This is a genomic window from Pseudomonas sp. NPDC089406 (assembly GCF_044900265.1).
In the GTDB taxonomy this organism is placed as follows: domain Bacteria; phylum Pseudomonadota; class Gammaproteobacteria; order Pseudomonadales; family Pseudomonadaceae; genus Aquipseudomonas; species Aquipseudomonas fakonensis.
The window spans coordinates 1-20886 of sequence record NZ_JBJDNC010000048.1; the positions used below are offsets into that span (position 1 = coordinate 1).

Sequence of the window (20886 nt, forward strand, 5' to 3'; positions counted from 1 at the left end):
GCCGCCCCCCCCGGGGTTCTGGGCCTGGTTGGGGTTTGGGGTGGGGCCCCCGCCCGGCAATTTTGCATGAGGCCGAGGCCTTGGGGCCGCTTCGCAGCCCATCGCGACACGAGGCCGCTTCCCACAGAGACCGTGTTAATTCAATGAGTTGCAGTTTGTTCTATGAGAGCGGGCTTGCCCGCGAACACCGGCGCAGCCGGTGCCATGCCCATCACCGTCACCCCAGGATGAACGCCCCCACCGCCTGCGCCACCTGGTCCGCCACCGCCGGTCGCTCGCGCAGATGCGCGGCAATCCCGTGGTCGCAGTCGGTCAGCATCAGGCATTCCACATCCGCCGCCGGCACCGAGCGCAACAAGCTGTGGATCACTTCCTCAGGGATCGGGCTGTAGCGCTCCACCCCCGCCATGCGCCGCACCCCGGCCGAGGTCCCGGCCCCCTGGCCATACACCTTGGAGTTGAGCCCGTCGTACTCGCCGATCACCAGCAGCACCCGCCCCTGGAACTGGCGCAAAAAGGCATAGCTGTCGCAGTCCAGAAAGGCGAAGGGCTTGCGAATGGCCGCCGTGAACGCCGGCCCGAACGGCGCACTGTGCGCAGCATCCGGGTACACCGCCGGGCAGATCAGCACCAGCTTGCGCACGCTCGGGCGCTGCGCCGCGAGCTTCAAGGCGATGGCCCCGCCCAGGCTATGCCCGACCAAGGTGTCGCTGCGCGCATCCAGGTGCCGGTGAAAACGCAGCGCTTCGGCCAGGTTGCTCGCCAGCGAAGCGTCCCGAGCCCCAGGCTCAGCGGCCTGGCTGTGCCCCGACAGGTTGCCGGTCAGCGAACCAATGCCCTGTTGTTGCAGGCGGTACAGCAAGGGGTTGAGCCGGGTGAAATCCGAACGCGCCCCACCCACCACGAACACCGGCGCCGCGCGCTCCTGCCCCGGCACCAGCAGGCGGGCCTGCTGGCGGTAGCCGCCAAAGCTTTCCTCGATGAAACGCTCCGCGCCGGGCGCGGGTTCGTCGTACTGCCATAGCCCGCGTTGCGCGGTGTCCGAGCCCAGCTCCATCCGTACTCTCCCGAAACAGCACATCAATAGTCGATTTGGCCGGCACCTGTAGGAGCAGGCTTGTCTGCGATAAGGCCAGCACAGGCAGCAAAGGGCTGTTGCGCCCACACAGCATGTGACCTGCTCAAGCCCCCAGTTTTTCGCAACGCCTCAGGAGAAAACGTTCTTCAACCACTCCCCCAACGGATTGCCCGCCGTACCCAGCAGTTTTACCGCCATCACACAGCATACGACCACCAGCATAGGCCGGATCAGCCCTGGCCCGAAGCGCACGGCGCAACGCGCGCCCAATTGCGCCCCGACAATGGCCGCAGCAGCCATGGCCAGTGCCAACGGCCAGATGATCGCACCGCCCAGGGCGAACACCGACAGTGCGCCAAGGTTGCAGGCCGCATTGAGCAGCTTGCTGGTGCACACTGCAGCCATCAACTGCTGGCCCAGCAGAAGCACGCAGGCCAACATGAAGAACGAACCGACCCCCGGGCCGAAAATACCATCATAAAAGCCGATCAGCGGCGCTGCCGTCAGGCAGAACAGGCTGCGGCTGATCCGGGCCCTGCGCGGCATGTCCTGCAACTTGGGGGTGAAGGCAAACCAGGCCGCAACCGCTATTAGCAGTACCGGCACGCAGGCCTGCAACAGCCCCTGCGGCACCAAACTGACAGACAACGCCCCGGCCGCACCACCGACAAAGGCCAAGGCCGCCATGGGCAGGCCGCTGCGCCACTCGATCATGCCCTTGCGGGCAAACGCTGCAGTGGCAGAAACCGTGGCCGAAGCGGCCTGGAACTTGTTGGTGGCGATCGCGGCCACCGGCTCGATCCCCGCAATGAACAGCACAGGCAGCGTCAGCAAGCCACCGCCACCGGCGATTGCATCGAAAAAGCCTGCCAGCAGCGCGACTGCAGCAAGGGCGAGCAACAGCTCAAGGCCGGGTTCCAGCATGGTGAAATCTCCTGTTCAGCCGCGTACCAGCAGCGGGTCGTCGTTGAGCACCACAGGGCGCGCATAGGGGGCATAACCGAACAGCCGCACCAGCAGGCGGCGGTTGTCCTTGAGCACATCGCGGCCATGCAGGGCACGGCTGTTGTTGATCAGCAGGGCGTTGCCCGGCTGCAGGTCGAACGTCACGGGCTGCGCCTTGCGCAGCAATGCGGTGAAGGCATCGAATGCCTGCGCTGCGGCTTCGCTGGCGTGATCGTTGAGCGAGAAGCGGTAGGCGTTGTAGCGCATGGCGAAGCCGCCTTGGCTATCGAATTGCAGCATCGACACGGCGCTGCCGGCGGCGCCCTGGCCAGGCACGAAACAATCGCTGCGGCTGTAGTCGAAGGCGGGTGAGGTCAGGGCCAGCGCGTGCAGGCTGCCCAGGCGCTCGATGAGCGATGGCAAAGGTGTGATCAGGGTGGGCTCGTGCGCCGGGTTCCAGCGGGCGCTGAGAATCAGCGCTGAAGGGGCAGGGGAGTGACCGTCGCAAGACCGGACCGAACAGCGATAGGGCGCTTCGGTGTGGGCCCCGAGTTGCAGGCCGGAGTGAGAGCTGAGCTCGACAGAAGTTTGCCGGTTCTCATCGGCCCGGGGTGTGCGCCCCCCGCCTTTGAAGTTGCCGACCAGGCGTACCTGCTTGCCGTCATTGTCGATGTCGAAGGCGAAGGCCCGGTGAAAGGCCAGCTCCAGCAGCAGTTGATTGCGCGCGGCAAGGTAGAGGCATGGGTGAGCCTGTTCCAGGTCGGCAAGCCCAGGCAGTTGCTCTGGCAGCGGGTCGTCGAGGCTGAGCATATGTGTGTACAGCAACGCCGAGTGCTTGCCCTCGGCAAAGCGCTGCAGCACATCGCGCTGGCTGTGGCTCAGCGTTGCCCTGAAACGATCGGCCTGCTCGCGGGCCGTGCGGGCAGCCCCGCAGGCCTGCGGCCCGCCGAGCGCGACCAATACCCCGGTGGCGTCGGCCAAGGCCTCTGCCTGTGCAGGCGTGAACTTCAGATAAGTGATTTCTGGCTCGAGCATGTGCAACTCTCCCTGTCGACAAAGCGGTTCGCACTGGCGCCGATCATTGGCACCAGGCATCGAGTGCTATTGGAGGGATATCTGGGCGAGCCGAATAGTCAGACCGTTCCGACACTGCTATCAGCAGTTTCCTAAGAGGTGCCAGTCATTACCCAGGTGTGAGAGGGCCGCAAACACAGCGACAGCGGCCCCGGTTGCACTTCCCCCCGCACAAACCGCAAAATGCCCCTTTCCCCAATCGACCAGACCGGACCTTCTGACTCTATGCGTATGCGCCTGATGCTGTTGGGTGGTGGCAATGCCCTCGGGCAAGCGCTGATTCGCCTCGGGGCCGAGGAAGACATCGCCTTCCTGGCACCGCGCCCGCCGGAAGGCGGCTGGGACGCGGCCAGCCTGACCTTGCTGCTCGACGAGCAGCGCCCGGATGCGCTGGTCAACCTGGCCTACTACTTCGACTGGTTCCAGGCCGAGTCGGTCAGCGAGCCGCGCCTGGCGCAGCAGGAGCGCGCGGTGGAGCGGCTGGCCGAACTGTGCCAGCACCACGAGATCGTCCTGGTGCAGCCCTCCAGCTACCGGGTGTTCGACGGCTCGCGGGCCACCGCCTACAGCGAAAAGGACGAACCCGTGCCGCTGGGCCTGCGCGGCCAGGCGCTGTGGCGCATCGAGCAGAGCGTGCGCGCCACCTGCCCGCAGCATGTGCTGCTGCGCTTTGGCTGGCTGCTCGACGAAAGCCGCGACGGCTCGCTGGGGCGTTTCCTCACCCGCGCCGAGCAACCCCAGGAACTGCTGCTGGCCGACGACCGGCGCGGCAACCCGACCCCGGTGGATGACGCCGCGCGGGTGATCCTTTCGGTGCTCAAGCAGCTCGACTGCAAGGCGCCGCTGTGGGGCACTTACCACTACGCCGGCAACGAGGCGACCACGCCGCTGGCGCTGGGCCAGGCGATCCTCACCGAGGCTGCGCAGTGGCACCCGCTGGCCGTGCAGCAACCCACCGCCCAGGCCCACGCCGCGCGCCCGGACGCCAGCGAAGAGCCACAGCACGCGGTGCTGGCCTGCAAGAAGATCCTTCACACTTTCGGCATCAAGCCACGCGCCTGGCGCGCCGGCTTGCCGCCCCTACTGGACCGTTTCTACCGACATGGCTGATGCCCCCATCCTGATCACCGGCGGCGCCGGCTTCATCGGCTCCCACCTGTGCGATGCGTTGCTGGAAAAAGGCTACGCGGTACGTATTCTCGACGACCTGTCCACCGGCAAGCGCAGCAACCTGCAGCTGGGCCACCCCAGGCTGCAACTGATCGAAGGCGATGTCGCCGACGCAGCACTGGTGGCGCGCGCCACCGAAGGCTGCCAGGCAGTGGTGCACCTGGCCGCGGTGGCCTCGGTGCAGGCCTCGGTCGAAGACCCGGTGAAAACCCACCAGAGCAACTTCATCGGCACCCTCAACCTGTGCGAGGCCATGCGCCTGAACGGTGTGCGCCGGGTGCTGTTCGCCTCCAGTGCGGCGGTGTACGGCAACAACGGCGAAGGCCAGTCGGTCTTTGAGGACTCCCCGAAAGCGCCGCTGACCCCCTACGCGGTGGACAAGCTGGCCAGCGAGCAATACCTGGACTTCTACCGCCGCCAGCATGGCCTGGAGCCGGTGGTGTTCCGCTTCTTCAACATCTTCGGCCCGCGCCAGGACCCGTCCTCGCCGTATTCCGGGGTGATCAGCATCTTTGCCGAGCGCGCGCTCAACGGCCAGCCGATCATGCTGTTTGGTGATGGCGAGCAGACCCGCGATTTTCTCTATGTAGGCGACCTGGTCCAGGTGATGGTGCAGGCCATCGAAATGCCGCAGGTGGAGGAGGGTGCGGTGAACATCGGTCTGAACCAGGCCACCTCGCTGAACCAGTTGCTCAAGGCCATCGAGCAGGTGGTCGGCAGCCTGCCGCCGGTCAGCCATGGGCCGGCGCGTTCGGGTGACATCCGCCACTCGCGGGCCGATAACAGCCGCCTGCTGGCGCGCTTCGACTTCCCTGAGCCGACGCCGTTCGTGGACGGCGTGGCGCGGTTGCTGGGCAAGGCCTGACGTGTTGTGACGCCTGCACCGGCCGCATCGCCGGCAAGCCGGCTCCTACAGAACAAATCACAACTCGTTGATTTAACGAAGATTCTGTGGGAGCGGCTTCAGCCGCGAACACCGGCGAAGCCGGTGCCATCTAGCGCGGTGCCTGCTTCGCGGCTAAAACCGCTCCCACAGGTGCCGGGGCGCGCTTGGGACCGTAGTACCCTGCGCGACAGCGCAGCCCGAAGGGCTGTAGGAGCCGGCTTGCCGGCGATGCGGCCGGTGAAGGGCTTCAAGCCATCACGAATGCCGAATCACCCGCCGCTGACAATCCCCCGCCTGCAACACCCGCCCATCGCTGGCCTGCACCTGCAGGGTCGCGAGCCCTTGCCCGCGATCATCCACCAGCTCTGAACGCGCCTCGTCTGCACTGAACAGAAACCGCTCCCCCCACTGGCGCAAGCCGACCACCACCGGGAACAACGCCTGGCCCTTGTCCGTCAGCACGTACTCCTTGTAGGCACTGCCATCCGAGGCCGGTTGCTGCGCCAGCAGCCCGGCCTCCACCAGCAGTTTCAGGCGCGAGGCGAGGATGTTCTTCGCCAGCCCCAGGTTTTTTTGCCACTCGCTGAAACGCCGTGCGCCGTCGAAGGCATCACGCAGAATCATCAGCGCCCAGCGGTCACCAATCACTTCGAGGGCACGGGCCACAGGGCATTGCAGGTTGTTGTCGTCGAGCATGGGGGGTATCCGCAAGTCATCTGGTTGCAGATTAAAACCACATTTGCTAGAAAGCCAGCATGTGGTTTCAATTAGAAACCAGATTGATTGAGGATTCTGCCATGTCCAGTACTGCCGAACCCCTCGGCCGCGGCCTGACCTGCCTGCTCGCCGCTGCCTGCGCCCAGGCTGTGGCCACGGTGTACCTTGCCCAGCCACTGCTGGCCGCCATGGCCTTGAGCCTGGGCGTACCCCAGGCGCAGGTGGGACTGGTAGTCGGCGCGACCCAGGCCGGCTATGCGGCGGGGCTGCTGCTGATCGTGCCGTTGGGCGACCTGCTCGATCGGCGGCGGCTGATCGTTACGCAACTGCTGCTCGGCGCCGCTGCGTTGCTGGCCGTGGCCCTGGCCCCGGGCTGGGTTGTGCTGCTGGCGGCCATGGCCATGGTCGGGCTGATGGCGGTGGTGGTGCAGGTGATGGTGGCCCATGCCGCCACCCTGGCCACGCCGGCCCGGCAGGGGCAGGTGGTGGGCACGGTGACCAGCGGCGTGGTGCTGGGCATCCTGCTGGCGCGGCTGGTGTCGGGTGTGGTGGCCGACCTGCTGGGCTGGCGCGGGGTGTATGCCGGGGCGGCGGGGGCAGCGCTGCTGATGGCCCTGCTGCTCGCCTGGCAGTTGCCGGCAGCCCAGCCACGGGCCTGCGGCGACGGGTATCGGGCGTTGTTGCTGTCGACCTTGCGCCTGTACCGCGATGACCGCTTGTTACGCCAGCGGGGAGTATTGGCGTTGTTGGTGTTTGCCGCGTTCAGCGTGCTGTGGAGCGCGATGGTGCTGCCGCTCAGTGCCCGGCCCCATGGGCTTGGGCCGACCCAGGTCGGGCTGTTCGGCCTGGCTGGCATCGCCGGGGCCCTGGCTGCCTCGCGTGCGGGCTGCTGGGCTGACCAGGGGCGCGGCCAGCGCACCACGGGGTGGGCGTTGGCGTTGCTGACGTTGTCATGGCTGGCCAGTGCGATGCCTGGCGCCTCGCTGCTGGCGCTGGTGGCCGGCGTGCTGTTGCTGGATTTTGCGGTGCAGGCGGTGCACGTCACCAACCAGAGCCTGTTGCTGGCCGGGCGCGCGGCAATGGCCAGCCGGCTGATCGGCGCCTACATGTGCTGTTATTCGCTGGGTAGCGGGCTGGGCGCGGTGGCGGCGAGCTGGGTGTACGGGCAGTGGGGGTGGGGCGCGGTGTGCGTGCTGGGGGCAGCAATCAGTGCTGGCGCCTGGGGTTGCTGGTGCAGGCAGCAAGTGCGGGGCAAGCCTGCTCCCTCGCATGGGGAGCAGGCTGCTGGCGGAAAGGCTTAGAACTTGTAGCCGATGCCGACCATGTACACCCATGGGTCGACGTCCACATCCACCTTGGTCTTGCCCACGCCCAGGGCGCTCGGGCCGTCGATGGTGGCCTTGGTATCGATGTCGACGTACCAGACCGCGGCGTTCACCAGCAGGTTTTCGGTGAGCATGTAGTCCATGCCCAGCTGGCCGGCGATACCGATCGAATCCTGCAGCTTCATGTTGCTGAAGCCTTGCGCCTTGCGGTTGCTGCTCAGGTCTTCATCGAAGAACAGGGTGTAGTTGATGCCAACGCCTGCGTACGGCTGGAACTTCGAGCTCGGCTCCATCGGGTAGTACTGCAGCGACAGGGTCGGTGGCAGTTGCTTGATGTCGGCCAGCTTGCCGTCCAGGCCTGCGCCGAGGCCCTTCACGCCGACGGTGTGCTTGAACGGCGTGGCGGCCAGCAGTTCCAGGCCGATGTGGTCGGTGAGCATGTAGGCGAAGGCCAGGCCCAGTTGGGTGTCGCTGTCCAGGGTTGCCTTGGTGCCAGAGGCCTTGGCGCCGTCGAGCTTGATCTCGCCGCTGTCTTCGTTTGGCGCGGTGGTGATGGCGCCGGCGCGCAAGATGAAATCACCCGCCTGGTGGGCGTGGGCAACGGGCGCTGCGAGCGCCAGGGCAACGAGCGAGGCGCCGAGCAAGGACTTGTTCATGGAAGCTCCCAAAGGACGTGAGTAATCGAGTAGTCCAATGGTATGAATCCGTTCGAACGCAGGGTTTGACCCAGCTCAACGAACCCGCTTCATAAAGCCGACACAGGTCTCATTTCAGCTCGTAAGCGTAGATTTTCTCGGCTTCCATCTGGTAACCGGCATCGGCCAGTTCGCTGCTGCTGGCCTTTACCTGCATCGTGCCCTCTATCCAGTAGGGCTGGTACAGGTCCTCCACGCGCACGCCCATCTCGCTGAAAATGTGCACGATCTGGTTCGACGGTGGCGGCGGCACGTGAATGCACGCGCCGTAGTAGGGCACCAGCAAAAACTCGGTGGTACGGCCTTCCTCGCTCACTTCAAGCGGCACGATATAACCGGGGATCTTCACCTGCTGGCCGTTCAGCGCCTTCACCACCGGCGCGTCGGGTGCCTGCTGGCGGGCGGCGGGGGCCGACTCGGCCGCCAGCGCATCGCCGATCTGCGACAGGTCGTGCAGCGGCACCAGTTGCGGCGGAATCACCGGCGCGCCCTCGGGGATCAGCGCCGGCCAGTCCAGCTCACGCGGTTCGCCAGCCCAGGCTGCCGGCATGATCAACAGCAAGGCGGCCAGCACCGCAGCCCCTGTGGGGGCGGCTTTAGCCGCGAAGCAGACGACGCGGTGGATGGCACCAGCTTTGCTGGTGTTCGCGGCTAAAGCCGCTCCTACAGGGGGCGAAGAGCCTTGCCGGCGACGGCGGGCGAACCTGAAACAACGCAACATGAACACCCTCAAAGATGAATCGACAAGCCATCGGCCAGCGACTGCCGGTAGGCGCGCCAGGCCGGCACGCTGCCCATCAGCAGCGCCGCGCCGAGGATGATAGCCAGCAAGGTCCATTCGTGCGCGCTCGGCCAGGCCAGCGGCAGGTACAGCCCGTAGTTGGCCTGTACATAGCCCTGGGCCAGGGCGATACCGGCATACAGCAAGCCCAGCCCGGCAGCGATGCCGGCCACGGCCAGGGCCAGCGCCTCGAGCACCAGCAGCCCGCCGATATGCCAGGGCCGCGCGCCCACCGAACGCAAGATGGCCATCTCGCGGCGGCGCTCGTTGAGGCTGGTGAGGATGGCCGTGAGCATGCCGATCAACCCGGTCAGCACCACGAACAACGACACTACGAACAGCGCCTGCTCAGCCGTGCCCATCAGGCTCCACAACTCCTGCAGCGCAACGCCGGGCAAGATCGCCAGCAATGGCTCGCTGCGGTACTCGTTGATTTCGCGCTGCAGGCTGAAGGTGGCGATCTTGTTGTTCAGGCCCAGCATGAAGGCAGTGATGGCCGTGGGTTGCAGGTCCATGGTGCGCGCCTGCTCGGCGCTGATGCGCCCGGCGCCGCGGGCCGGCACGCCGTTGTGCCAGTCGATGTGGATCGCCTCCATGCCGCCCAGGCTGATGTGCAGGGTGCGGTCCACCGGGGTGCCGGTGCGCTTGAGCACGCCGACCACGGTGAACGGCTTGTCGTCATGCTTGACCAGGCTGATGGCGGCTACACCGTGCGCCAGCACCAGTTTGTCGCCCAGCTTGTAGTGCAGCGCCTCGGCCACCTCGGCGCCCAGTACCACCTCGAACGGGTCGCTTTCGAACGGGCGGCCCTGGCTCAGCGCCAGGTGCTGCTTACGACCGTACTGGTAGTGGTCGAAGTAAGCGCTGGTGGTGCCCATCACCCGGTAGCCGCGGTGCGAGTCACCCAGCGAGATGGGGATCGCCCACTTCACACGTGGGTCCTGGGCGTAGTGCTGGTAGCTGTCCCAGCGGATGTTGTTGGTGGCGTTGCCGATGCGAAACACCGAATACAGCAGCAGGTTCACCGACCCCGAGCGGGCGCCGACGATCAGGTCGGTGCCGCTGATGGTGCTGGCGAAGCTGGCGCGGGCTTCGGTGCGTACCCGCTCGACAGCCAGCAGCAGGCACACCGACAGGGCAATGGCAAAGGCGGTCAGCAGGGCGGTGAAGCGGCGGTTGGCAAGGCTTGCCAGGGCAAGGCGGAGCAGGTACATCAGGCCTCCCGGGGCTTGGCGGCGCGGTTGAGTTCGGCCAGGGACAGGTTGCGGTCGAACAGCGCTGCCAGGCTCTGGTCGTGGCTGACGAACAGCAGGCTGGAGCCGGCGGCGCGGCACTCCTCGAACAGCAGGCGGATGAACGCCTCGCGGGTGTCCGCGTCCAGCGCCGAGGTGGGCTCGTCGGCGATCACCAGCTCCGGCTGGCCGATCAGCGCGCGGGCGGCGGCCACCCGTTGCTGCTGGCCGATCGACAGGCTGCCGGCACGCCGCGCCAGCAGGTCCGGGTCGTTAAGGCCCAGGTGCGCCAGCAGGTGCGCGGCGGCCTGGTCGATGCTGCCATGGCGCTGGCTGGCGCGTTCGGCACGGGACTTCGAGAAGCGGCAGGGCAGCTCGACGTTTTCGCGCACCGACAAAAACGGCAGCAGGTTGAACTGCTGGAAGATGTAGCCAGTATGGTCGACCCGAAAACGGTCGCGGGCGCCCTGGCTCAAGCTGGCCAGGTCCTGGCCGAGCAGCTGGATGCGCCCCTGGCCCGGGCGGTTGACCCCGCCCAGCAGGCCCAGCAGGGTGGTCTTGCCACTGCCGCTGGGGCCCTTGAGGAACAGCGCCTCGCCGGCCTCCAGGCGAAAGCTCGGGATATCCAGCAGCGGCGCCTGGCCGGGCCAGGCGAACACCAGGTCATGCAGCTCGATCAGCGCCTGGCTCATTCAGAACGCGACCACGGCCTTGGCGGGGGTGGCTTCCACGCCTTTCTGGCCATTCGGGCCGATCAACTGAACGTTGACCTTTTGCGTTTGCGGGAAGGTCTTGAACAGCGGGCCGAGGTCGAGCTGGGTGAGCTTGCCCGGGGTGGCGCAGGTGAACTGGTAGTGGGCGTTCACATCGGTGTGCTGGTGGCCGTGCTCATGTTCGTGCGCGTCGGCATCGTCGTCGGCGTGGGCCGCGTCGCCGAACAGCGGGCTTTCCAGCTCCTGGGCGTCATCCTTGCAGCCGGCAGCCTGGGCCAGGCCGAACAGCTTCTGCGGTTGCTCGAGCAACTGGCGTGCGGCGGCGACCTTGGCCTTGTCGGCGTCAGTGCTGGCGGCGTGCTCGAAGCCGACGATGTTCATCGCCGGGCTGTCCAGCTCCAGCTCCAGGGTGTTGCCGTCAAGCACCACGTTGAGCTTGGCCACGCCGTGCTCGTGGGTACCGAGGGTGCCATGGGCGTGATCGTGGTCATGGTCGTCGTGGGCATGGGCCACGGCCAGGGGCAGCAGGGCGAAGGGCAGGGCGAGCAGCAGACGACGCATGGACGGCTCCAGAAGCGGCTTTGAATGATTTGGTAATGTTATAACAACTTTTCTTTGTGCCGCCAGACGTTCCCGTGCAGGTTTCATGTTGCGGTAGCATGGCCCAATTGACCTGCGTGCAAGGAAAACATCGTGAGAATTCGTGGACAGATTGGTGATTGGCCAGTGGACCTGACCGTTGAACTGGAGCCCCATGAGTGGGCGCAGTTGGGCCGCCAGGTGGTGTTGCCGGTGGCCGCCGAGGCCGCGCAGCCCGCTACCGCCAGCGCGGCGCCGCGTCAGGATGACGGGCAGTGGGCAGCGGCGCGCGAGGTGCTGCGCACGGCAGGGCAGATGAGCGGGCCGCAGTTGCTCGACCGGCTTGAAGCACTGGCGGGCAGTACTGCTGCCGGCAAGCGGCTGCTGGTGCGGTTGCGCCACAGCAGTGAGGTGAAGGTAGAAAGCGGCGTGGATGCGCCGGTGTATCACTGGGTGGGGTGAGGCGGCCTTTCGGGCCTCATCGCCGGCAAGCCGGCTCCTACAGGTAGGGCGTATCCCTTGTAGGAGCCGGCTTGCCGGCGATAGAGCCGTGGAAGGTCAGAACATCGCCGAAGACAGGCGCCGGCGGTAAACGCCCACCAGCGGGTGCTCGTTGCCGAGCAACTCGAACACCTGCAGCAGCGCTTTTTGCGGCAAGCCGTTCTCGTACGCGCGGTTACGCTGGAACAGCTTCAGCAGCCCGTCCAGCGCCGCTTCGTACTGCTGGCGCGCCAGTTGCTGGATGCACAGCTGGTAGCTGGCTTCGTCGTCCTGCGGGTTCTGTGCCAGGCGGCTCTTAAGCTCGGCGGCCTCCGGCAGGCTGGCGGCCTGGCGCAGGAAGGTCAGCTGGGCCTTGGCACCGGCCAGGGCGGCCTTGTGCTCGTCGGTCTTGACCGCATCCAGCACCACCTGGGCTTCACCCAGTTCGCCGCGTTCGGCCAGGCAGCGGGCGTACAAAATCAGCGCTTCGGCGTTGCTGTTGTCTTCGCCCAGCAGCGCCTGCAGCAGCGCTTCGGCCTCGCTGAAACGGCTCTCGGCAAACAGCGCCTTGGCCTGCTCCAGTGGCGCGGCAGCGGGCGGGGCGGGCATCTGTACATGGGGTTCGAGCATGGCGCGAATGGCCGATTCCGGTTGTGCGCCGGCAAAGCCGTCCACCGGCTGGCCGTCCTTGAACAGCACCACGGTCGGCAGGCTGCGGATGCCGAACTGGGCCACCACCTGCTGCTCCGCGTCGCAATTGATCTTGGCCAGCAGCAGTTCGCCCTGGTAGCCCTCGGTGATTTTCGCCAGCAACGGCATCAGCGCCTTGCACGGCGCGCACCATTCAGCCCAGAAGTCCACCAGCACCGGCTTGTGGAAGGAGTTCTCGATCACCAGTTGCTGGAAGCTGGCATCGGTGGCGTCGAAGATAAACGGGGTTTCCTGACTCATTACGACTCTCGCAAAACCGTGAATGGCACCACTATAAAGGCTCGCGACTGGCGTGGTACAGGCTGACCCGGCGGAATTCGTGGGGCTCGGCCAGGTCTGGCAGGGTCAATGCGTCGAGCACCCCCAGCGAGCGGTACAGCGGGTGGTTGAAGTCGCGCACCCGCGAGTCGGCCACCAGCGCCTGGCGTGCGCGGCTGAGAAAGTGGTCGAGCAGCGGCAGGTTGGCGCGGTCGTAAAGCACGTCGGCTACCAGAATCAGGTCGAAGCGGTCGGCCTCGGCAAAAAAGTCGCTGCTGTAGTTCAGCACCACCTCGTTCAGCGCGGCATTGGCGCGGCAGGCCTCCAATGCCAGCGGGTCGAGGTCGCAGGCCACCACCTCCAGCGCACCGGCCCGGGCTGCGGCGATACCGGCGATGCCGGAGCCTGCGCCGAAGTCCAGCACGCGCTTGCCGCGCACCCATTCGGGGTGCTGCGCCAGGTAGCGGGCCATGGCCAGGCCGCTGGCCCAGCAGAAGCTCCAGTAGGGCGGCTCTTCAAGAATGCGCCGGGTTTCTTCGCTGCTGAAGGCGCGGTCCATGTTGTTTTCATCGATCAGCCACAGCTTGAGCTCGCATTCAGGCAGTTCGCTGACGGTCAGCCGCGCTTCGCCGATCAGGCCGCTCAGGGCCTGTTGCAGGGCTTGCACTGGCATTTACGGGGCCTTTTCGAAGCGCAGCGGGCCGGTGGCCTGGGTTTGTGGCTGGGCGATACGTTGCGCCGGCAGGTGCATGATCAGCTGGCCGGACTGGCTGGCACGGCCGCGCAACTCGACCCGGGCGCCGGCCGGGAAGGCCTCGGGGTTGAAGCGCAACTGGTAGGGCAGGGCCTGGCCGGTGCCGGTCAGGGTGCCGCTGGCCAGCAACTGCTGCGGGCGGCCGCGTTCGTCGATCACCAGCAGCGCAAGCTCCACGCTGGCGCCGGCCGGCACCTCCAGCAGGGTGCCGCTGAGTTCACGCTGGTAGGCCGGCAGCGGACCCAGCGGTTCGGCCTTTTTCGCGACCGGCGATGCTTTGGGCGCGGGCGCCGCTTCGGGCTTGGGGCGGTCGCTGCCGCAGGCGGCGAGCAAGGCGGCGCAGCACAGCACGAGGAGCGCTCGAGGTTGCATGGGGTAGTCCTTCGCGGGCAGATTTCCCATGGATGTTAACCCCTTTGGCTTGTCTTGCCAGTGCAATGCGCTACCATGGCCCTCCCTTTTTTTGTTGCCTGCCACCATGCACTGTCCGTTTTGCGGTGCCAACGACACCAAGGTCATCGACTCGCGTCTGGTCGCCGAGGGCGAACAGGTGCGCCGCCGCCGTGAGTGCGTCGCCTGCGGCGAGCGCTTCACCACCTTCGAAACCGCCGAACTGGTCCTGCCCCGGCTGATCAAGCAGGACGGCACCCGCCAGCCCTTCGACGAAGACAAACTGCGTGCCGGCATGCAGCGCGCGCTGGAAAAGCGCCCGGTCAGCGTCGAGCGGCTGGAGGCGGCGCTGGCGCATATCAAAAGCCGCCTGCGCGCCACCGGCGAGCGCGAGGTGAAGTCGCTGGTGGTGGGTGAAATGGTCATGGCCGAGCTGCGCAAGCTCGATGAAGTCGCCTACATCCGCTTCGCTTCGGTGTACCGGCGCTTCCAGGACCTTGACGAGTTCCGCGAAGAAATCGACCGCCTGGCCCGCGAGCCAGCCAAAGAGTAAGCATGAGCCAAGCCGCCATCCTCGACGCCCACTACATGGCCCGGGCCGTGGAACTGGCCCGCAAGGGCCTCTACACCACCCACCCCAACCCGCGCGTAGGCTGCGTGATCGTGCGTGACGGCGAGGTGGTCGGCGAAGGCTGGCACGTGCGTGCCGGCGAACCCCACGCCGAGGTCCACGCCCTGCGCCAGGCCGGCGAGCTTGCCCGCGGCGCCTGCGCCTACGTCACCCTCGAGCCCTGCAGCCACCATGGCCGCACGCCGCCGTGCGCCGAGGCGCTGGTCAAGGCCGGGGTGGCGCGGGTGGTGGCCGCGATGCAGGACCCAAACCCGCAGGTGGCCGGCAACGGCCTGCGCCGCCTGCAGCAGGCCGGCATCGAGGTGGCCAGTGGTGTGCTCGAAGCCGAAGCCCGCGCCCTCAACCCGGGCTTTCTCAAACGCATGGAACACGGCTTGCCTTATGTGCGGGCCAAGCTGGCCATGAGCCTGGACGGGCGCACCGCCATGGCCAGTGGCGAAAGCCAGTGGATCACCGGCCCCGCCGCCCGCTCGGCGGTGCAGCGCCTGCGCGCCCGCTCCAGCGTGGTGCTGACCAGCGCCGCCAGCGTGCTGCAGGACAACGCCCGCATGACCGTGCGCGGCAGCGAGCTTGGCCTGGACGCCGACACCACTGCTCTGGCCCTGTCACGCCCGCCACTGCGGGTGCTGGTGGACGGGCGCCTGCGCCTGTCGCTGCAGGCGCCGTTCTTCCAGGCAGGTCCCGCGCTGGTGGTCACTGCGGCAGGGGATGACCCGCGTTATGCCGCCGCAGGCCATGAGTTGCTGGTGCTGCCAGGCGCAAACGGCCAGGTCGACCTGGCCAGGCTGCTGGCGGTGCTCGCCGAGCGCGGCGTCAACGAAATTCTGCTGGAGGCCGGCGCCGGCCTGGTCGGTGCCTTCGCTCGCCAGGGCCTGGTCGACGAGTTCCAGCTGTTCGTCGCCGGCACCTTCCTCGGCTCCGCTGCCCGCCCGTTGCTGGACTGGCCGCTGGCGCACATGAGCGAAGCGCCGCGGCTGAAAATTACCGAAATGCGCGCAGTCGGCGATGACTGGCGAGTCACAGCCATCCCCCTGCCGGCGCCCGGCGTATAATGCCCGGCTTGCCCCGCGCAGCCCGTACTTGAGGAGAACAGCATGTTCACCGGCATCATCGAATCCATCGGCACCATCCGCAGCATGACCCCCAAGGGCGGCGACGTGCGCCTGTACGTCGAAACCGGCAAGCTCGACCTGGGCGACGTCAAGCTCGGTGACAGCATCGCGGTCAACGGCGTGTGCCTGACCGCCGTCGAGCTGCCCGGCGACGGCTTCTGGGCCGACGTCAGCGTCGAAACCCTCAAGCGCACCGCCATGGTCGAGCTCAAGAGCGGCAGCCGGGTCAACCTGGAAAAAGCCCTGACCCCCACCACCCGCCTGGGCGGCCACCTGGTCAGCGGCCACGTCGACGGCGTCGGCGAGATCGTCTCGCGCGCCGATAACGCCCGCGCCATCCAGTTCCGCGTGCGCGCCCCGAAAGAGCTGGCCAAGTACATCGCCCACAAGGGCTCGATCACCGTCGACGGCACCAGCCTGACGGTCAACGAAGTCGATGGCGCCGAGTTCGAGCTGACCATCGTCCCGCACACCCTGTCCGAAACCATCATGGCCGACTACCGCCCCGGGCGTCGGGTAAACCTTGAGGTCGACCTGCTGGCCCGTTACCTGGAGCGTTTGCTGCTGGGCGACAAGGCCGCCGAGCCGAGCAAGGGCAGTGGCATTACCGAAAGCTTCCTGGCCGCCAACGGCTTCTTGAAATCCTGATTGAGAAGGGGGTGCCGCGTGGCGCTCAACAGCATCGAAGAACTGGTCGAAGACATCCGCCAGGGCAAAATGGTCATCCTGATGGATGACGAAGACCGCGAGAACGAAGGCGACATCATCATGGCAGCCGAATGCTGCCTGCCTGAGCACATCAACTTCATGGCCAAGCACGCCCGTGGCCTGATTTGCATGCCGATGACCCGCGAGCGCTGCGAAACGCTCAAGCTGCCGCTGATGGCGCCGCGCAACGGCTCGGGCTTCGGCACCAAGTTCACCGTGTCGATCGAAGCCGCCGAAGGCGTCACCACCGGCATCTCCGCCGCCGACCGCGCGCGCACCGTGCAGGCTGCCGCCGCCAAGGACGCCAAGGCCGAAGACATCGTCAGCCCCGGCCACATCTTCCCGCTGATGGCCCAGCCCGGCGGTACCCTGGCCCGCGCCGGCCACACCGAAGCTGCCTGCGACCTGGCGCGCATGGCCGGTTTCGAACCCAGCGGCGTGATCTGCGAGGTGATGAACGACGACGGCACCATGTCGCGCCGCGCCGAGCTGGAAGTGTTCGCCGCCCAGCACAACCTCAAGATCGGCACCATCGCCGACCTGATCCACTACCGCATGATCCACGAACGCACCGTGCAGCGCGTCTCCGAGCAGCCGGTGGAGAGCGAGCTGGGCGAGTTCAACCTGGTCACCTACCGTGACGCGGTCGAAGGCGACGTGCACATGGCGCTCACGCTCGGCAAGATCTGCGCCGAAGAGCCGACCCTGGTGCGCGTGCACAACATGGACCCGCTGCGCGACCTGCTGCTGGTCAAGCAACCGGGCCGCTGGAGCCTGCGCGCGGCCATGGCTGCGGTCGCCGAAGCCGGCAGCGGCGTGGTGCTGCTGCTGGGCCACCCGCTGGACGGTGACGTGCTGCTGGCACACATCCGCGAAAGCGCAGGCGATGCGCCCACCAAGGCGCCGACCACCTACAGCACCGTCGGTGCCGGTTCGCAGATCCTGCGCGACCTCGGCGTGCGCAAGATGCGCCTGATGAGTTCGCCGATGAAGTTCAATGCGATATCCGGATTCGATCTGGAAGTTGTAGAATACGTGCCCTCCGAGTGACTTGAAGCGTCTTTGTCGCCCTCAAGCTCGAGTCCAAACCCTCCCGAGGCCGCCACAGCGCGGCCTCGCTCTTGAAGATGAGAACATCGGAATGACCCTGAAGACCATCGAAGGTACCTTCATCGCCCCCAAAGGTCGCTATGCTTTGGTGGTTGGCCGCTTCAACAGCTTCGTCGTCGAAAGCCTGGTCAGCGGCGCCGTCGACACCCTGGTTCGCCACGGTGTCAGCGAAAGCGAGATCACCATCATTCGTGCCCCGGGCGCGTTCGAAATCCCGCTGGTTGCGCAGAAAGTCGCGCAAAAGGGTGAATATGACGCGATCATCGCCCTGGGCGCAGTGATCCGTGGCGGTACCCCGCACTTCGAATACGTGGCGGGCGAATGCACCAAGGGCCTGGCCCAGGTGTCCATGGAGTTCGGTGTACCGGTGGCCTTCGGCGTACTGACCGTCGATTCCATCGAGCAAGCCATCGAGCGTTCCGGCACCAAGGCTGGCAACAAAGGCGGTGAAGCAGCCCTGTCCGCCCTGGAAATGGTCAGCCTGCTGGCGCAGTTGGAGGCCAAGTGATTAGCGACGAAAGCGATCGTTTCAACCCGCGCGATCCAAAACCTGCGGATGCTGGCAAGCCGTCGAAGAGCGCCAAGCGTCGCGAAGCCCGCAAGCTCGCGACCCAAGCGCTCTACCAGTGGCACATGGCCAAGCACTCGCTGAACGAGGTCGAGGCGCAGTTCCGGGTCGATAACGATTTCACCGATGTCGACGGTGCCTACTTCCGCGAGATCCTGCACGGGGTCCCGGCGAAAAGGGGCGAAATCGACGAGGCCCTCAAGCCTTGCCTGGACACCCCGCTGGATGAGCTCGACCCGGTCGAACTGGCCGTGCTGCGCCTGTCCACCTGGGAGTTCATGATGCGCGCTGACGTACCGTACCGCGTGGTCATCAACGAAGGTGTGGAGCTGGCCAAAGTGTTTGGCGCCACCGACGGCCACAAGTTCGTCAACGGCGTGCTGGACAAGCTGGCGCCGCGCCTGCGCGAAGCGGAAGTCAAGGCGAACAAGCGCTGATTGCGGCGCTGACGAGCCATGGGTGAGTTCGAGCTGATCAGCCATTACTTCGCCGCCGCGCCCTGTGCGCAGGGCGGCGAAGGTGTGGCCCTGGGTATCGGCGACGACTGCGCCCTGCTGGACCTCCCCGCCGGCGAACAGCTGGCGATTTCCACCGACACCCTAGTGGCCGGTGTGCATTTCCCCGCAGTTTGCGACCCCCTGCTGCTCGGCCAGCGCGCGCTGGCCGTGGCGGTCAGCGACCTGGCGGCCATGGGCGCCACGGCCATCGGTTTCACCCTCGCGCTCACCCTGCCGGATGTCGGCCGCGACTGGCTCGCAGGTTTTGCCGACGGCCTCGGCCGCATGGCCCGGCGTTGTGCCATCAGCCTGATCGGCGGCGACACCACCCGCGGCCCTTTGAGCATCACCGTCACCGTGTTCGGCCGCGTGCCGGCCGGCCAGGCTCTGCGCCGTAGCGGCGCGCGGCCGGGCGACCTGCTGTGTGTGGGTGGCCCGCTGGGTAATGCTGCTGGCGCCTTGCCGCTGGTGCTGGGCGAGCGTGAAGCCCCTGCTGAGCTGGCCACGCCGCTGCTGGAGCACTACTGGGCGCCGCTGCCGCAGCTGCGCCTGGGCGCGCAGTTGCGCGGCCGGGCCACGGCGGCGCTGGATATTTCCGACGGCCTGCTGGCCGATTGCGGGCATATCGCCAAGGCTTCGGGGGTGGCGCTGCAGGTGAACCAGGCGCAGGTACCGGTGTCTGCCGCACTGCAGGCCTTTCTCGGCCGCGAGGCGGCGCTGCACGCAGCGCTCACCGGTGGCGACGACTACGTACTGGCGTTCACCGCGCCAGCCGCCGCACTGTCTGGCCTGGCCGAGACCGTGCATGTGATCGGCCGCGTGTGCGAGGGCCAGGGCGTGACCCTGCTCGATGCGCAGGGCCAGGACATCACCCCGCAGCAGCGGGGCTATCAACATTTCAGGGAGTCACCGTGACCGACCACCCCAACCAGGTGCCTGCGGAGTTCGTTCCGCCTTCGGTCTGGCGCAACCCGTGGCACTTCCTCGCCTTCGGCTTCGGCTCCGGCACCCTGCCCAAGGCGCCGGGTACCTGGGGCTCGCTGGTGGCGCTGCCGTTCATCCCGCTGTGGCAGATGCTGCCCGACTGGGGTTACTGGCTGCTGCTGGGCGTGACCATGGTGTTCGGCGTATGGCTGTGCGGCAAGGTGGCCAACGACTTGCGCGTGCACGACCACGAAGGCATCGTCTGGGACGAGATGGTCGGCATGTGGATCACCCTGTGGCTGGTGCCGGAAGGCTGGCAGTGGCTGCTGGCGGGCTTCTTGATGTTCCGCTTCTTCGACATCCTCAAGCCCTGGCCGATCCGCTGGGTCGACCGCCATGTGCATGGTGGCTTCGGCATCATGCTCGACGATATCCTGGCTGGCGTGTTCGCCTGGCTGGGCATGCAGGTGCTGGTGTGGGCCGTGGCCTGAGACGGGGAGTTCGCTGATGGGTGCAAGGACGCTGTTGCTGGCATTGATGCTGATGGTTGCGGGGCAGGGCGCCATGGCCCAGACCGCGCCGACCCAGGTGCGCCTGGTCAGCGAGGCCTGGCTCGACTACACCAACGCCGACGGCACCGGGTTGGCCTGGGATGTACTGCGCAAGGTGTTCGAGCCGGCCGGGGTCAAGGTACGCACGCAGAGCGCGCCGTACAGCCGCGCCGTCGGGCTGGTCAAGCGTGACGAGGCCGATGCCTGGGTTGGCTCGTACAAGGAAGAGAACGACGACAACCTCTACCCGCGCTGGCACTTCGACCTGGACCACATCTATGCCCTGGGTCTTGCCAGCGAGCCGGTGCCGACCCTCGAAACCCTGGGCCGTTACCGCCTGGCCTGGGTGCGCGGCTACGACTACGCCAGCTACCTGCCCAATGTGCGCAACTTCCGCGAAGTGCAGCGCCGCGAAGGCATCCTGCCGATGCTCGAGCACGACCGGGTGGACTTCTACATCGACGCCCTCACCGAGATCGACTACGTGGTCGGCCAGGCGCCCGACCCCGAGCGTTTTCGCAAGACCCACGTCGCCGAGCTGCCGCTGTACCTGGCGTTTTCCCGCAGCGAGCGCGGCAAGGCCCTGCGCGATGTATTCGACCAGCGCATGCAGGTGCTGGTACGCAGCGGCGAGCTGAAGCCGATTTTCGAACACTGGAAGCAGCCATACCCGTTCACCGCCGACAGCCAGCCCCATTGACGCCGGCTGGTACTTTCCTCATGTTGACGCGGACCCTGTAGGAGCGGCTTTAGCCGCGAACACCGGCGAAGCCGGTGCCATCCCCTGCGTTGCCTGCTTCGCGGCTAAAGCCGCTCCCACAGGGATTGCATAAGCTTCAGGCCTGCGCTGCACCTGTAGGAGCCGGCTTGCCGGCGATAGGGCCTGCACAGGCGAACACCGGCTGCGCCAGCGTCCAGAAAATCTGCAGGGCAGTTGGCCCCAGGTGCCTGCACCGCGCGTTCCCCATAAGCATCGAACTTTTCGATCTTGATCCAC

Annotated in this window: 25 protein-coding genes; 13 read left to right on the forward strand and 12 right to left on the reverse strand. The window is 66.6% G+C overall.

What is annotated here, in order from left to right; genetic code table 11:
• Positions 1-217: 217 nt before the first annotated feature.
• The 3 genes from ACI2KK_RS24880 to ACI2KK_RS24890 form a co-directional block, all read right to left on the reverse strand.
• A complete protein-coding gene (locus tag ACI2KK_RS24880) occupies positions 218-1057 on the reverse strand; it encodes an alpha/beta hydrolase (RefSeq protein ID WP_404671042.1) in 840 nt (279 codons plus the stop codon).
• Positions 1058-1207: 150 nt separating this feature from the next.
• A complete protein-coding gene (locus ACI2KK_RS24885; RefSeq protein WP_404671043.1) occupies positions 1208-2002 on the reverse strand; it encodes a TSUP family transporter in 795 nt (264 codons plus the stop codon).
• Between the two features lie 15 nt (positions 2003-2017).
• A complete protein-coding gene (locus ACI2KK_RS24890; protein WP_404671044.1) occupies positions 2018-3058 on the reverse strand; it encodes a TauD/TfdA family dioxygenase in 1041 nt (346 codons plus the stop codon).
• Between the two features lie 264 nt (positions 3059-3322).
• Between ACI2KK_RS24890 and ACI2KK_RS24895 the strand changes: the two genes are divergently transcribed.
• Together ACI2KK_RS24895 and ACI2KK_RS24900 are read left to right on the forward strand one after the other, a co-directional pair.
• The gene (locus tag ACI2KK_RS24895) at positions 3323-4207 is read left to right on the forward strand and encodes a sugar nucleotide-binding protein (RefSeq protein ID WP_369989406.1); all 885 of its coding nucleotides are present in this window, start codon (positions 3323-3325) and stop codon (positions 4205-4207) included.
• Positions 4200-5132 (forward strand): NAD-dependent epimerase/dehydratase family protein, encoded by a 933-nt coding sequence (locus ACI2KK_RS24900; RefSeq protein WP_217841554.1) that lies wholly within the window; start codon positions 4200-4202, stop codon positions 5130-5132. The genes ACI2KK_RS24895 and ACI2KK_RS24900 overlap by 8 nt, the downstream gene beginning before the upstream one ends.
• A gap of 276 nt (positions 5133-5408) precedes the next feature.
• Here ACI2KK_RS24900 and ACI2KK_RS24905 read toward each other — a convergent pair whose 3' ends face one another.
• Positions 5409-5849, reverse strand: a complete 441-nt coding sequence (locus tag ACI2KK_RS24905) for a winged helix-turn-helix transcriptional regulator (RefSeq protein ID WP_404671045.1) — start codon at positions 5847-5849, stop codon at positions 5409-5411.
• A gap of 101 nt (positions 5850-5950) precedes the next feature.
• On the opposite strand from ACI2KK_RS24905, the gene ACI2KK_RS24910 reads away from it, so the two are divergent.
• Positions 5951-7171 (forward strand): MFS transporter, encoded by a 1221-nt coding sequence (locus ACI2KK_RS24910; protein WP_404671046.1) that lies wholly within the window; start codon positions 5951-5953, stop codon positions 7169-7171.
• Here the strand turns inward: ACI2KK_RS24910 and ACI2KK_RS24915 are convergent.
• From ACI2KK_RS24915 to ACI2KK_RS24935, 5 genes are all read right to left on the reverse strand, one after another.
• Entirely contained in the window at positions 7168-7851 is a 684-nt protein-coding gene (locus tag ACI2KK_RS24915) for an OmpW family protein (RefSeq protein ID WP_404671047.1), read from the reverse strand. The genes ACI2KK_RS24910 and ACI2KK_RS24915 overlap by 4 nt on opposite strands.
• 109 nt (positions 7852-7960) lie before the next feature.
• Positions 7961-8440, reverse strand: a complete 480-nt coding sequence (locus ACI2KK_RS24920; RefSeq protein ID WP_404671076.1) for a DUF3299 domain-containing protein — start codon at positions 8438-8440, stop codon at positions 7961-7963.
• Positions 8441-8619: 179 nt separating this feature from the next.
• Positions 8620-9885: an ABC transporter permease gene (locus tag ACI2KK_RS24925; RefSeq protein ID WP_369989415.1), complete on the reverse strand. Its 1266-nt coding sequence runs from the start codon at positions 9883-9885 to the stop codon at positions 8620-8622.
• Positions 9885-10595, reverse strand: coding sequence for an ABC transporter ATP-binding protein (locus ACI2KK_RS24930; RefSeq protein ID WP_404671048.1), 711 nt, complete (start codon positions 10593-10595; stop codon positions 9885-9887). Before ACI2KK_RS24930 ends, ACI2KK_RS24925 begins: the two co-directional genes overlap by 1 nt.
• Entirely contained in the window at positions 10596-11177 is a 582-nt protein-coding gene (locus tag ACI2KK_RS24935) for a DUF2796 domain-containing protein (protein WP_404671049.1), read from the reverse strand.
• A gap of 132 nt (positions 11178-11309) precedes the next feature.
• Between ACI2KK_RS24935 and ACI2KK_RS24940 the strand changes: the two genes are divergently transcribed.
• Positions 11310-11657: a hypothetical protein gene (locus ACI2KK_RS24940; protein WP_404671050.1), complete on the forward strand. Its 348-nt coding sequence runs from the start codon at positions 11310-11312 to the stop codon at positions 11655-11657.
• Between the two features lie 96 nt (positions 11658-11753).
• Here ACI2KK_RS24940 and trxA read toward each other — a convergent pair whose 3' ends face one another.
• Genes trxA through ACI2KK_RS24955 form a run of 3 tightly spaced genes read right to left on the reverse strand, consistent with a single transcriptional unit; the run spans position 11754 to position 13770 of the window.
• Positions 11754-12626 carry a thioredoxin gene (gene trxA, locus ACI2KK_RS24945; protein ID WP_404671051.1) on the reverse strand — a complete coding sequence of 291 codons (873 nt, stop codon included), beginning with the start codon at positions 12624-12626 and terminating at the stop codon, positions 11754-11756.
• A 31-nt stretch (positions 12627-12657) separates the two neighbouring features.
• Positions 12658-13317, reverse strand: coding sequence for a class I SAM-dependent methyltransferase (locus ACI2KK_RS24950; RefSeq protein ID WP_404671052.1), 660 nt, complete (start codon positions 13315-13317; stop codon positions 12658-12660).
• Positions 13318-13770 carry a YbaY family lipoprotein gene (locus tag ACI2KK_RS24955; protein ID WP_404671053.1) on the reverse strand — a complete coding sequence of 151 codons (453 nt, stop codon included), beginning with the start codon at positions 13768-13770 and terminating at the stop codon, positions 13318-13320. It abuts the gene before it with no gap.
• Between the two features lie 106 nt (positions 13771-13876).
• Between ACI2KK_RS24955 and nrdR the strand changes: the two genes are divergently transcribed.
• The 9 genes from nrdR (at position 13877) to ACI2KK_RS25000 (ending at position 20589) form a co-directional block, all read left to right on the forward strand.
• A complete protein-coding gene (gene nrdR, locus ACI2KK_RS24960; protein ID WP_009685710.1) occupies positions 13877-14341 on the forward strand; it encodes a transcriptional regulator NrdR in 465 nt (154 codons plus the stop codon).
• A gap of 2 nt (positions 14342-14343) precedes the next feature.
• On the forward strand, positions 14344-15471 hold the full coding sequence (ribD, locus tag ACI2KK_RS24965; protein ID WP_404671054.1) for a bifunctional diaminohydroxyphosphoribosylaminopyrimidine deaminase/5-amino-6-(5-phosphoribosylamino)uracil reductase RibD: 1128 nt from the start codon (positions 14344-14346) through the stop codon (positions 15469-15471).
• A gap of 42 nt (positions 15472-15513) precedes the next feature.
• Entirely contained in the window at positions 15514-16179 is a 666-nt protein-coding gene (locus ACI2KK_RS24970) for a riboflavin synthase (protein WP_217887535.1), read from the forward strand.
• A gap of 18 nt (positions 16180-16197) precedes the next feature.
• Positions 16198-17289, forward strand: a complete 1092-nt coding sequence (ribBA, locus tag ACI2KK_RS24975; protein WP_404671055.1) for a bifunctional 3,4-dihydroxy-2-butanone-4-phosphate synthase/GTP cyclohydrolase II — start codon at positions 16198-16200, stop codon at positions 17287-17289.
• Positions 17290-17380: 91 nt separating this feature from the next.
• Positions 17381-17857 carry a 6,7-dimethyl-8-ribityllumazine synthase gene (ribE, locus tag ACI2KK_RS24980; RefSeq protein WP_217841567.1) on the forward strand — a complete coding sequence of 159 codons (477 nt, stop codon included), beginning with the start codon at positions 17381-17383 and terminating at the stop codon, positions 17855-17857.
• Positions 17854-18354, forward strand: coding sequence for a transcription antitermination factor NusB (nusB, locus tag ACI2KK_RS24985; RefSeq protein ID WP_404671056.1), 501 nt, complete (start codon positions 17854-17856; stop codon positions 18352-18354). The genes ribE and nusB overlap by 4 nt, the downstream gene beginning before the upstream one ends.
• Before the next feature lie 18 nt (positions 18355-18372).
• Positions 18373-19329, forward strand: a complete 957-nt coding sequence (gene thiL / locus ACI2KK_RS24990; RefSeq protein ID WP_404671057.1) for a thiamine-phosphate kinase — start codon at positions 18373-18375, stop codon at positions 19327-19329.
• On the forward strand, positions 19326-19829 hold the full coding sequence (locus ACI2KK_RS24995; protein WP_404671058.1) for a phosphatidylglycerophosphatase A: 504 nt from the start codon (positions 19326-19328) through the stop codon (positions 19827-19829). Before thiL ends, ACI2KK_RS24995 begins: the two co-directional genes overlap by 4 nt.
• Before the next feature lie 16 nt (positions 19830-19845).
• Positions 19846-20589, forward strand: coding sequence for a substrate-binding periplasmic protein (locus ACI2KK_RS25000; RefSeq protein WP_404671059.1), 744 nt, complete (start codon positions 19846-19848; stop codon positions 20587-20589).
• Positions 20590-20886: the final 297 nt, after the last annotated feature.